Annotated in this window: 9 protein-coding genes; 7 read left to right on the forward strand and 2 right to left on the reverse strand. The window is 38.0% G+C overall.

The window, feature by feature from the left end:
• Positions 1 to 88 precede the first annotated feature (88 nt).
• Positions 89 to 676, reverse strand: a complete 588-nt coding sequence (locus BQ5321_RS01920; protein WP_071392937.1) for a competence protein ComK — start codon at positions 674 to 676, stop codon at positions 89 to 91.
• Positions 677 to 1,380: 704 nt separating this feature from the next.
• Between BQ5321_RS01920 and BQ5321_RS01925 the strand changes: the two genes are divergently transcribed.
• Positions 1,381 to 2,733, forward strand: a complete 1,353-nt coding sequence (locus tag BQ5321_RS01925) for an MFS transporter (protein WP_071392938.1) — start codon at positions 1,381 to 1,383, stop codon at positions 2,731 to 2,733.
• A gap of 82 nt (positions 2,734 to 2,815) precedes the next feature.
• Here BQ5321_RS01925 and BQ5321_RS01930 read toward each other — a convergent pair whose 3' ends face one another.
• Positions 2,816 to 4,777: a XylR N-terminal domain-containing protein gene (locus BQ5321_RS01930; protein ID WP_071392939.1), complete on the reverse strand. Its 1,962-nt coding sequence runs from the start codon at positions 4,775 to 4,777 to the stop codon at positions 2,816 to 2,818.
• A gap of 251 nt (positions 4,778 to 5,028) precedes the next feature.
• Between BQ5321_RS01930 and BQ5321_RS01935 the strand changes: the two genes are divergently transcribed.
• From BQ5321_RS01935 to BQ5321_RS01960, 6 genes are all read left to right on the forward strand, one after another.
• Positions 5,029 to 6,207, forward strand: a complete 1,179-nt coding sequence (locus BQ5321_RS01935; RefSeq protein WP_071392940.1) for a thiolase family protein — start codon at positions 5,029 to 5,031, stop codon at positions 6,205 to 6,207.
• A gap of 33 nt (positions 6,208 to 6,240) precedes the next feature.
• A complete protein-coding gene (locus BQ5321_RS01940; protein WP_071392941.1) occupies positions 6,241 to 6,693 on the forward strand; it encodes a Zn-ribbon domain-containing OB-fold protein in 453 nt (150 codons plus the stop codon).
• 1 nt (position 6,694) lies between these two features.
• The gene (locus tag BQ5321_RS01945) at positions 6,695 to 8,023 is read left to right on the forward strand and encodes a CaiB/BaiF CoA transferase family protein (RefSeq protein ID WP_071392942.1); all 1,329 of its coding nucleotides are present in this window, start codon (positions 6,695 to 6,697) and stop codon (positions 8,021 to 8,023) included.
• A gap of 15 nt (positions 8,024 to 8,038) precedes the next feature.
• Entirely contained in the window at positions 8,039 to 9,253 is a 1,215-nt protein-coding gene (locus BQ5321_RS01950) for a CaiB/BaiF CoA transferase family protein (protein WP_084786603.1), read from the forward strand.
• A 107-nt stretch (positions 9,254 to 9,360) separates the two neighbouring features.
• Positions 9,361 to 10,737 carry a hypothetical protein gene (locus tag BQ5321_RS01955; protein ID WP_234978343.1) on the forward strand — a complete coding sequence of 459 codons (1,377 nt, stop codon included), beginning with the start codon at positions 9,361 to 9,363 and terminating at the stop codon, positions 10,735 to 10,737.
• A gap of 251 nt (positions 10,738 to 10,988) precedes the next feature.
• Positions 10,989 to 12,224 carry a dipeptidase gene (locus BQ5321_RS01960; RefSeq protein WP_234978344.1) on the forward strand — a complete coding sequence of 412 codons (1,236 nt, stop codon included), beginning with the start codon at positions 10,989 to 10,991 and terminating at the stop codon, positions 12,222 to 12,224.
• The last annotated feature ends 6 nt before the right edge of the window (positions 12,225 to 12,230 follow it).

Below are 12,230 nucleotides of genomic sequence, written 5' to 3' on the forward strand. Positions count from 1 at the left end.
TGTTTTCTTGCTTCCTTCCATCAACGACCAACAAATAAAGGCAGTGAAGGATAACGTAGTCAGAGGTTATCCTTCACTGCCTTTTCGATTAATCCAATACCATATCCAAATCCTCATCATCCTTCTTATTCCATTTCACGATATATTTCAGCTGACCATCCTCCAATGCAAGAGCGATTTCATTCTTATGGTCATAGAAGTAATACTTCGTTTTAGCTTCTTGTCTACTGGATTGATTTATATATGAGTTGCCAAGATTAACCGCCATTCTTCGCTGCTCTTGAAGGGCATCAGCTTTACTATCAACGTGAATGGAATAACCGTTCGTCAAAAATACAGTAGCTTTATTGATTCTATACGGTTGGACTTTTTGGATATGTGAGTTGTTTAGCCAGACAAGACCGTCATGATTTAATGCTTTGCAGCAGATGAAAATCAGGTTTTGCTCTGCTGATAAGACTATTGGGATTGTACCATTCTTCATTAGGATTTTTCGAGCTGTTTGGATGGCATCTATGGGGTTAATTCCAAAGTAGTGGAAAGAAGCCTTCATGATTTTAGCAGAAGATTGCTTAACAATAAAGGGTTCACAATCCTGCAAAACCAAGGTGTGTTCAAAATGCGGAAAGAAGGCTTGTGTTTTTGTGCTGATTATGTAATGTCGTCTTGTGATCATTCAAAATGGCTCCATCCATATAAATTTAATAGGAATTTCTAGACAGATTATTGAACGGCAATAATACCTTTGCTACAAAAATATTAGTTTGGCGGAAGAAGAATAAATCAGGACTTACATAATCTTGACAAATAAGGTTAGTACCACAATTTGCGTAAATAGAATTCGATGAAAAAACAATATCCGATTCTGAAGGTAGCCTCCTATCCTTTTGTTATATATTTCACAATCATAATTTTATCAACCAACAAACTGTTAATCAATCAGTATTACAGGAAATTAAAGAAATGAAAGATGCATCTTCATAGGTTTGTCACACTTTGGTGTTTTGGGATGGATTTTAGATTAACGATAAAAGAACGAAGGTATATATTCTCAAGTAACAAGTAATATTTTCGATTAAGTATTCGGAATATTAAAAAATATGATTTCGTTAAGTATACAGTGTTCATAATATTTTTTTGAAGTGGGAGATTCGAGCTTTTCTAACTTAATAATACAGAAAAATATAGTTTTTCCTACAGAAACAGCTGGATACAATATACCTAAAATTCTGTATAATTACTTATTACTATTTTTGTAGTAGGAAAGTTGTAAATATATCTCTTAATCGGATATTTTTATAAAAAATGAAAAAGTCATTCAAGTGTAGTAAAACATGAAACCTTGTCTACAAATGTATGAATACAACGGAGGTGCGAATTATGTCTAGCGTAAGTACTAATGAGATTTCAGACAAGAAAATGGCCAGAAGGGCTTTAATTGGGTCTACATCTGGGGCGATTATTGAATGGTATGACTTTTCACTTTATGCTACAGCATCTGCTGTAGTGTTTCCTAAACTATTCTTTCCTAATTCCGATCCATTTATTGCAACGATTCTATCATTTGCGACCTTTGCAACGGGTTTCTTAGCAAGGCCAGTTGGTGCCATTATTTTCGGACATTTTGGTGATAAAATTGGACGAAAGAATGCATTGATTGTTACTTTATGGATGATGGGGGTGAGCAGCGCAGCAATGGGATTAATCCCGAGCTACAATACGATTGGAATATGGGCTCCAATTCTTCTCGTTTTAATGAGATTAATACAAGGAGTAGGAGTTGGAGGAGAATGGGCAGGCTCCATTTTATTATCAATGGAATGGGGAAAGAAAAAACAGCAAGGACTTATGGCAAGCATTCCAAATGCGGGAGTCGGGGCTGGCATGCTTCTTTCATCCGCTGTTGTAGGATTAAGTATGGCTCTTGCAGGTGACAGTTTTTATACATGGGGATGGAGAATTCCTTTCTTAGGAAGTTTATTGTTATTAGTTGCAGGGCTCATTATTCGTGCGAAAATTACGGAAACACCATCTTTTCGTAAGGTTCAAGAGGGAGAGGTCGTTTCAAAATTTCCCATTGTTGATGTGATGAAAAAATATCCTAAACAGGTATTGTATACTGGGTTAGCTAAACTAGCTGAACATACGCCGTTTGCTATCTATACCACATTCTTAATTAATTACAGTATCAATCATTATAACGTCAGTTCGTCCTTTATGGTCAATGCCAATACTGTAGCGAGTTTTCTACTATGCCTATTTATTCCTCTATTTGGCTATCTCTCTGATAAAGTTGGCATTAAACGCCTTTATATGATAGGGATTTTCGCTACTTTTGTTTGGGGATTTGTATTTGTAGGTTTAGTTGATACAGGTGTGTCTTCTCTAATAGTTGCAGCGATGCTCATTTCAATGATTCCTTTCTGTACGATGACGGGCGCTCTACCAGCTTTAGCTTCACAGGCATTCCCATCTCGATTACGTTATAGTGGTGCTTCATTAGGGACTCAAATCCCTGCTATCTTTGCAGGCGGTATTGCCCCAATGGTCTGCACCTATTTGATACAAGCAACCGGGACGATCTGGGCTATTGGGTTTTATATTGCTATTGTGTCTATTCTTGGCTTTATCGGTACAAGCAAACTAAAAAATTATTCAAATACTGAGTCAGTAATTATAGACAACGAAAGTGGTATAATTATTGATTCTATGAAAGATGTAAAACTACAATAAATTTGTTTATAGTTTAATATTTACTTAATAAATCCTAAAAAAGGTCCTTCATCAAATCGATGAAGGACCTTTTTTACAGATTTCAAGAGTATAATGTATCTACTTGCTCTAATAAACTGTCAGGCAGTTTTCCTAATGCGACATATATATCTAAAGCCATTTGTACTTCACGCCGTGTAGCAGAATCCATCATATCGATGTTAAATCGTTCTTTTAAATTCGCTAGCCGGTAACGCATTCCACCAATAGATAAGTTAAGGTAGCGGGCGGTTTTATGCAGATTACATTCATTATTTAAATAAAAATAAAGGGTCTTTAATAGTTCAGAGGATTTCTGTATGTCGTATTCAAAAATAGAGCCTAAAATATTATCAGCATAATTCTCTAATTCTTCTGGATTTCGGGCATCTAATAAAATAGAGATATGTCCAATCGCCGAGAATAAGCATACTTGCTTCTTTAACTTATTAATTTGGGCAATTTCTAGTGCCTTTTTAGCCTGTTTATATCCTTCGTGTGTTTTATGAATACTTGGGCAAATATTGCTTATTCCAATAAGCAGCTGTGCTGAAGGCAATTTTCTATTCACTTCACTTAAAATGGTTAATCCAAATTTCTTTTCACTCAACTTACAAGCTTTTAATAAATCAACGGAAATAAGTGCTTGTATCTGACCAAACGAGTGTGATATTAATATATTCTCTTCGGCAACAGATGATGAATATTTGCGAAGAATGTTCATAATCACTTCCTTTTCATCATTTACAAATTCATCAACATGCAAATCAAAGGATTGATTTTGTAGGTTGAAAATAAATACATAATGTGGCTTGTTAATCTTATAGCCTAGTAAGGATAGTTTATTCGTGATGTTGGAATCTAAATTTGGTCTCAATAAGACTTCGTCCAGTAGTTCACCTTTCATTCGCTGCTCAGTGTCAATGGCGGTTTTTTCATTTAAAATATGAAGGGCACAAATATTTGCAGCGCGCTCGGCAAAAGAGGACTCCAGTTCTTCCATTTCTTTTGAGGTTTTAATGATTGAAATATAACCGTACACACGGTTTTGAACGATGATTGGTGTGATGAGTGGATAATGGGAAAATCCCTGTTCTGATAAATAATTCAATTGTATAGTAGTGGTTTGCTGTTTTAACATTTCATTGATTTTATTCTCGTCTGATGGGTGAAGAATTTCTTTGTTCTTGATTATGTTTTTTAAGGAGTAATCTAGTAAATCTCCATATTCTGACAAAGTTTCAAAATCCTTATTGGATATGACAATTCCACATTTCAAGCTGCGCCCTAGTGTCTGGGTGATGGAGTCAAACCCTTTTCCCTGTAAGACAATTTCGGTTAATTGGTTACTTAATAAATTTCCTCTTTTTAATATCTCACTCTGTCTTTCGATTCGTTGATGTGCTTGATCGAGTTCATCCCTAATATCTTCTCGCTCATAATCAACCAATTCAGGTGGAATTTCATCTCCCCAAAGGTCTATTGTTTTTCCGATGAAACGACAATGCGGGTCCCCTTTTCCGATACATTCAACTTCTTTAAACACTACTTTTTTGCCCACTGCTGTGCTGCAGTAGCCGCTACCATATCCAGCAAGAAAATAGCAAACAGATTCAGAGTGGATAGGAAAATGCTGTAAGTATTGTTGTGCCTCATAAGAATTCTTCCATAATCCTTCCACGTCAAATACTTGATTTTCAGGATCAATATCAACTTTAATGGGAATGGTAGTTGTTCGTCCGGAAAGGGCGTGCATCATCACTCCACCCATAATCCATTCCTTTTTGTTTTTCCAATTAAACATTTCCTTCAGCATTAAGGCTTCATGCCGTCCGCATTGATATCCATAACGTAATAAAAAGAGCTTGGCTCTTTCTATTCCTAAGGCTAAAACTAAATCTTTAATTAACGATCCCCAAGCATCTGCGCTCGAAAAAAACATTCGATGAGATTGAAGAAAGTTTCCTTTCTCAGGTTTTACTTTAAATAGATCAATCAAGGTAATGGTGTTTGCTTCTATCGCCATTTTCCACCCTCCTAACTTCTAAATGTTTGATTACAATAATATCATAATTAGATTGAATGTTCTAAAAATATACCTTAAAAACTATACTTTTCTGCTGTAAATATGAATTTTCCCTACCTAATCGTAAATTGTTTCAGGTTCCTTATATTAATAAGATATAGATATAGATTTAATTTTCTGAATTATTTTCAGAAATGATTAGTAACAACATTAATATAAAGATTTCATTTAAATGTAAAGGGGAATGAAGGATGAGACGTTCATTAAGTGATCAGGTTTGCATAGTCGGGGTAGGTGAAACGGACTACGTCAGAGGGACAGAAAAGTCATTAACTCAATTATTAACGGAAGCAGCTGTAAACGCATGTCAGGATGCTGGAATTCATCCTTCTGAAATAGATGGTGTCATAAATCCATGGAGATATAATGTCCGCTGTGAAGATTTAGTTGCTGGATTGGGTATTAGAGAACTTAAATTCAGCGGTAGAAGCGAAATGGGGGGCGCAAGTGCCGTTGCAGCAATCCAGCAAGCTGCTCTTGCTGTTGAGCATGGTGTAGCAGAATACGTGGTTGTCACGACTGGTCAAAAAGGTTTCTCTGGACCGAGATTAGGAGGGACAGATCCTAGAATACTAGATTTTAATAATACGATTATGCCAAATCCGGAGTATCGCGATAATATGGAATATCCATACGGGCTAATGGTTCCAATGCAATATTTCTCCCTACATGCTAACCGCTGGTTCCATGAATATAATCCAGACCCAGTTGGGATGCAAATTGTAGCTATGACCTGCCGAGAGCATGCTCACAATAATAGCAAAGCCTATATGAAAGGCAGAGTTATGACAGAAGAAGACTATCAAAACTCTCCGATGCTGGTGAATCCTTTTCGATTATTCGATTGCTCTTTAGAGGTAGATGGAGCTGGAGCCGTGATTGTCACGTCTAAACGCAACGCCCACCGTTTCAAAAAGCCTATCTTTATTGCCGGAATTGCGGAAGGACATGCGAATCAGCCTGATGATATGCCAACTCGCCCGGATATATTGGACATGGGGATTAAATATGCTGCACCAAGGGCCTTTGAAATGGCTGGAATTTCAAGAGATGAGATTGATTTTGCTGAAATCTATGACTGTTTTACGTTTATCGTATTACGACAAATTGAAGAAATGGGCTTTTGTGAAAGAGGAGAAGCACCTGAGTTTGTCAAAAATGGTCGAATTACCTATGGCGGACAATTACCGATTAATACGCATGGCGGCTTATTATCACAGGCGCATATCGTAGGGATTAATCATGTGGTTGAAGCAGTCCATCAATTAAGAGGCGAAGCAGGTGCCGCACAGGTACAAGATGCAAAAATAGGATTAGTAACTGGATATGGTGATATGGGTGATGGATCGATTGCCATTTTGCACAATTAAAGGATGGATAAAAACGGAAAGAGGGAATGAAATATGAGTCAAGTAGAAATGCAAGTGATTAGACCGTTGCCAAATAGGGACTCAGATTGGTCACGTGATTGGAACTTATATAAGCCTTTTTGGGAAGGAACAAGAGAAGGTAAGTTGTTTGTCCAGGAATGTACCGCTACCAGAAAGAAAATTTGGCCGCCAAGATTTATATCACCGTATGAACCCGGTTCTGAAGTCAGGTGGGTTGAGGTAGGGACAAAAGGAGTTATTTACACATTTAATATTGTTCATCGGTCCTTTTATCCCTATTTTAATGATCAAGTTCCATATGCTCTTGTTGTGGTGGATGTTGGAGACGGAGTCAGATTCCTGGGCAATACGGTTGGAATGGACCCAACACAAGTAAAAGTTGGCATGGAAATGGAAGCAGTATTTGAAAAGGTTGATGAAGAAGTGACATTGGTTCAATGGAAGCCTGTGAATGGAGGGAATTAGAATGAATGTCCAACAAGATCTCTTAACGGGTATCAGGGTTCTTGATTTTACTTGGAGTGTTTCCGGTTCAACAACAACAAGAATATTGGCTTCCATGGGGGCAGAGGTAATTAAAGTGGAATGGCCCAAGACACCTGATATGATGCGATTTTCCATGTATGCCAAGGATGATGAACCAGGCCTTGATAACGGTGCGTTTTTTAACAGCTTAAATGTTGGAAAAAGAAGCTTTACGGTTAATATTAAATCTGCTGAAGGCATGAATATCGTGAAAGAGCTAATCCGTAAGTCAGATATTATTACAGAAAACTTTAGTGCCGGTGTTTTTGAAAAATGGGGTTTGGATTATGAATCTTTGAAGGAAATAAATGAAGGAATTATCTATATGAGTATCTCCGGATTAGGCCATACGGGGAGACAAAAAAATTATGGAACATGGGGTCCAACAGCGGCAGCATTATCCGGTATGACCTATATTTCCGGCTTACCAGATAAGCATCCTAGCGGTTGGGGATACTCAATTTTAGATATTGTCGCTGGCTATACGGGAGCCTATTCTGTCTTAACGGCCTTACTCTATAAGAATCGGACAGGTGAAGGTCAATATATTGATATTTCACAGGTTGAAACAGCGTTGCCGTTGGTCGGTACTAATTTATTAGATTATTTTGTCAACGGACGTTCCTCGAATAGGCCGGATTTTCCAACCGGGAATCGTTCTACCTTTTCCGCTGATGGAAACAAAACAGATTTTAGAGGGTCGATTGCCTGCCCGCAAAATACCTATCGTTGTGCGGGTGATGACCCGAATGATTATTGTGTCATTGCTATATACAATGATGATGAATGGGAACGATTCAAGGAAGCAATCGGCACGCCTGATTGGGCAAATGATTCGAAATTCTCAAGTCTAACAGGACGTATACAACATCAGGATGAGTTAGATCAACATATTGGAGAGTTTACAAGCAAGTTTAGTAAATATTACGTAATGGAAACATTGCAGAAATATGGTTTAGTGGCTGCTGCCGTCCAACAGAATGAGGATATTTTAGAAAATGACCCACAATTATACTTTAGGGGCCTGTTTGAAACGGTTCAACACCCGTTATTAGGTGAAAGACTTGTGGAAGGGGTTCCGATACAAATGTCAGAATCATCCCCATCTATTCATAAATCTGCTCCATTAATGGGAGAAGACAATGATTTTGTGTTAAAGGATGTATTGGGCTATACAGATGAAGAAATTAACTTATTAGAACTGAATGGTGTTTTTTGGCCATTGGATATGCCAAAGGATACGTTTAAAGCAGTCAGGCCATTATGGTAAAAGGGAAGGAGTGAAATGATGGTGGATAAGGCAGCTTTAAAAGGAATAACCGTACTTGAGATAGGAGATCAGTTAACCCAATTTGCTGGAAAATTACTAGCGGATATGGGAGCAGAAGTGATCAAGGTTGAACCTAAGGAAGGTGTACCATCAAGAAGTATAGGTCCATTTTACAAGGATACACCTGATAAAAATAAAAGCTTGTATTTTTGGAATTACAATACATCTAAAAAATCAATCACACTACAAATCGAGACTATAGAGGGGCAGGAAAAAGTCATCCAGCTGCTGAATAAAGCAGATGTTATCCTTGAAGGAAATAAACCAGGTCAAATGAAGGAATGGGGTTTGGATTACGTCACTTTGTCAAGGCGATTTTCAACACTCGTCTATTGTTCTATTACACCTTTCGGCCAGGATGGACCATGGAGTCAATACCAATCATCTGACATTGCCCAATTAGCTCTGGGCGGTATTATGGCCGTCACCGGTTATGATGATGTTCCTGACGCACCTCCTATTGGCCCAACCGGTGGACAATCCTACCATCTAGCAGGTTATTTTGCTGCGATGGGAATTGTGAGTGCCCTCTTGCATCGTGATTTTAAAAAGGAAGGCCAATTCATTGATATATCCGTTCATGATTGTGTGACGGTTTCTACTGAGATGTCTCTTCCATATTGGATTTATCAAAAGGAACATGTCATCCGCCAAACCGGACGGCATGCTTTACCAAATCGTTCTGTACGATGGAATCTTAAATGTAAGGATGACAAGTACATTCTCGTTTTAAATACTTATTTAGACGCAAAGCGTTGGAAGAGTTTGGTTTCTTGGCTATCCTCCTATCAGCTTGAAGAGGATTTGGCGGACGAAAGATATGTGGATGATAAATACCGTGCACAACGAATGGAGCATGTAACAGATGTATTAGAACGTTTCTGCATTCAATTTGACTCAGAATATATTTACCATATGGCACAAAGTATCGGCCTGCCGTGGGCACCAGTCCGTGCACCAGAAGATATGATTCATGATAAACATTTAAGTGAAGATCGAAAGGTCTTTGCATCCGTGTATCACCCTGAGGTAAATGAAACGTTTACCTATCCAGGCGCACCGTATAAATTCCATGAAACTCCTTGGAGTATCAGTAAAAGACCTCCTTTATTAGGGGAACACAATAAAGAATACTCAATTAATCTAAAAACTACTAATCTTTCTAACTAATAGTGGAATTCTATTCAGTAAATGAGTTGATGAATCTGTCAACTCTTTTACTGTTAAAAGGGAGTCTTTGTTCATGTTTGTTGTTTGAAAAAAAGAGGTGTAACTACATGGGTACAGCGATTTCATGGATGAATCGGCATTTATATATTCTGTATTCCCTTACCTTTACCATATATATGTTTACTATTTTTGTACCGAATGAAAACATCCAGTATTGGATTGGCGTTATGGCCATTCTGCTTATTTTGATCTCGTTCAAAGGGGCAAGTAAACTATTTAAAATTTTATGTCTGATTTTTAGTTTTACAGGAATCCTATTTTATATAGATGCGGGCCTGCCTTTTGATCATCTTCCGCTTTATATGTCTTCAAACATGTCATTGTTGACATTGTTAACGGTTCTTCCATTAATGACAAGTGTTGTACATGCAGGTAGATTTGATCGAAGACTCAATGAATTAATGAAAGGTAAAGTAGGGGATTTAGGAAATCTATATGTCAGGAGTTCGATGACAACCTATCTATTAACAGGATTTATTAATATATCGGCTTTAACATTATCGCAGGAGGTATTACAATCAACCCTACAAAATATCCCGCAAAAAATAAGGAAAATATTTATTAGCAAAACGACACTTCGAGCATTAGCTGTTGCCTTAATCTGGAGCCCGACAGAAATTATAGTGGCTATAACAGTGGATTCAACAGGTATCAGTTATTTATCTCTATTACCATGGCTGTTACTTTGCTCCTTGATTGTCATTTCTCTTGATTGGATCATCGGGAAAAGAAGTTTTCGTTCGATAACTATTGAACACGATGAAGGAGTAAATCAGAAGATAAATGCTAAGAAAATGATCATTCAAATCATCAAATTAGTGATGGCTTTAGCCATTTTTTTATTCGTTGTTGTGCTGGCAGGGAGCCTTTTGCAATTAAGTTTTATTTTATCAGTAGCCATTGTAATTCCGGTGTTTTCTTTATGCTGGGCGCTTCTTTTGAAGAGATGGAAGAGTTTTAAGGTAATTGGTTGGAGGAATTGGAGGGAGCGTACAAATAAAATGCAGAATTTTATTGTCCTGTTTCTTTCTCTTTCGCTTTTTTCCAACAGTATAAGCAAGACTTCCTTTCATGATGTGATAAAGGAGCCGTTTCTTGCCTTTAGTGAATATCCTATAATCATTTTAATTTTTATTCAGGTTGTTTTTTTATTAGGCGGATTAATTGGTATACATGCAATCGCCACGATTGGTGTTTTATTTGAAGTGATCCAGCCTTTATACGGAATGATAAATCCACTTAGTATTGGGATCGTGGTCATCACAAGTGCATTGGCTACTGCAACAGTTGGAGCTTATGGAGTTACGGTTACCATGACTTCTGTGGCAACCCAGCAAAACCCCTACCGGATTACGTTAAATAATTTACCTTTTTCCCTGCTTTTCGGTGCCATCGGCATATCAATCGGCTATTTTCTTTTATGACTTTTTAACTTCATTCAGCAAATGCTTTTTTGTACCGAAAGCTTGCGACAGGTACAGAAGTCCTCCACTTCTACAAGTGGGGGATGAAGGCAAATGGTACTTCGATTCAGTGGGGGTACAAACCCCGGCTGAATGAAGTTAAGCCTCCGGCGGATGTCACGGATTTTTTAATGGTAGTTTATCGAGCGAGCTCGATAAACATCCGGACGCAAATTCGACGGGCGAATTTGATAATTTTGGGAGGTAGAAAAATGGTTATGATGTCGCAAAAAAGTGAAGTGAAAAATAGACTTGTAAAGAAATTTGATGGATATCAATCCTTTCAGTACTTAACTCCTGGAAAGGATTATAAACCTTTTCAGCTGCCACAGTCAGAGAAATATCGGCAGACAGAAGAGATAGAGCTTAGAGACGATCAGGAGAGGATTTTTGAGACCCTATTAAAATATTACCCTATTGTATCTCTTAGAGATCATGGTTTTGTGGTCCCTAAGAACCAAGAGGATATTATTGCTTACTGCCGCCAGCTCCATACAGCATTTGACTATGAAGGGTTGGCCCTATCCGGAGTAGACGTGTTATTCGAAAACTTTATGGATGGAATCTCTCTTTTGACCTCATCAAATGGCTTAAAGTGGGATGATGTCATTTTAACATTAGGAATTCGCTATTGTGATATTGCAAAACAAGATACGGTTTATATTGCTCGGAATTATCATGATTTATTGGAGGCAAAAGGGTCAAATAAAATGGCCATTCTGCCATCATTGGAGGCCGCAAGTATTTTAGAAAATGAAGTGGACCGTGTCGATGTTTTATATGGTCTAGGGATTCGATGTCTGGGGATCACCTACAATGAAGCGAATACTCTTGGTTCAGGCCTAATGGAAAAACAGGACGGCGGGTTAACAAGATTCGGCCATAGGGTAGTGGAAAGGATGAATCGCTTGGGAATGGTGATTGATATCTCGCATTGTGGGGATCAGACAAGTCTGGACGTAATTGAAGCAAGCGAGGCACCGGTCTTTATTACACATGCAGGTGCACGAGCGGTTTGGAACTCTCCTAGAATGAAGTCGGATGAGGTATTAAAGGCTTGTGCAGAAAAGGGCGGCGTTATTGGGGTTTGTGCAGCACCCAATACGACTCTTTCAGCAAAGAACCCAAATGAACATACCATTAAATCCGTTATGGAGCATTTAGAGTATTTAATTGAACTTGTTGGAATCGACCATGTTGGGTTGGGTCCTGATACGTTTTTTGGCGATCATGTTGGGTTACAGCATGCATTTGATGACATGTTATCCCTTAGTGAATCACATGGAGAACATTTCGAGGAATCTTCCTATGTAAAAGGGTTAGAAAATCCGACAGAAGCAACAAAGAATATGATTCGATGGATGATTAAACATGGCTATCCATTTCAAGATATTCAAAAAATCATTGGTGGGAATGCGCTTAGGGTACTGAAGGATATTCTTGATTAATTGTAA

Origin of the sequence: Bacillus tuaregi (assembly GCF_900104575.1) — a bacterium.
GTDB lineage: Bacteria > Bacillota > Bacilli > Bacillales > Cytobacillaceae > Bacillus_BD > Bacillus_BD tuaregi.

Excerpts from the sequence above, each read along its gene's own strand:
- BQ5321_RS01920 (WP_071392937.1), bottom strand. The coding sequence starts at position 676 with ATGATCACAAGACGACATTACATAATCAGCACAAAAACACAAGCCTTC.
- BQ5321_RS01925 (WP_071392938.1), top strand. The coding sequence starts at position 1,381 with ATGTCTAGCGTAAGTACTAATGAGATTTCAGACAAGAAAATGGCCAGA.
- BQ5321_RS01930 (WP_071392939.1), bottom strand. The coding sequence starts at position 4,777 with ATGGCGATAGAAGCAAACACCATTACCTTGATTGATCTATTTAAAGTA.
- BQ5321_RS01935 (WP_071392940.1), top strand. The coding sequence starts at position 5,029 with ATGAGACGTTCATTAAGTGATCAGGTTTGCATAGTCGGGGTAGGTGAA.
- BQ5321_RS01940 (WP_071392941.1), top strand. The coding sequence starts at position 6,241 with ATGAGTCAAGTAGAAATGCAAGTGATTAGACCGTTGCCAAATAGGGAC.
- BQ5321_RS01945 (WP_071392942.1), top strand. The coding sequence starts at position 6,695 with ATGAATGTCCAACAAGATCTCTTAACGGGTATCAGGGTTCTTGATTTT.
- BQ5321_RS01950 (WP_084786603.1), top strand. The coding sequence starts at position 8,039 with ATGATGGTGGATAAGGCAGCTTTAAAAGGAATAACCGTACTTGAGATA.
- BQ5321_RS01955 (WP_234978343.1), top strand. The coding sequence starts at position 9,361 with ATGGGTACAGCGATTTCATGGATGAATCGGCATTTATATATTCTGTAT.
- BQ5321_RS01960 (WP_234978344.1), top strand. The coding sequence starts at position 10,989 with ATGGTTATGATGTCGCAAAAAAGTGAAGTGAAAAATAGACTTGTAAAG.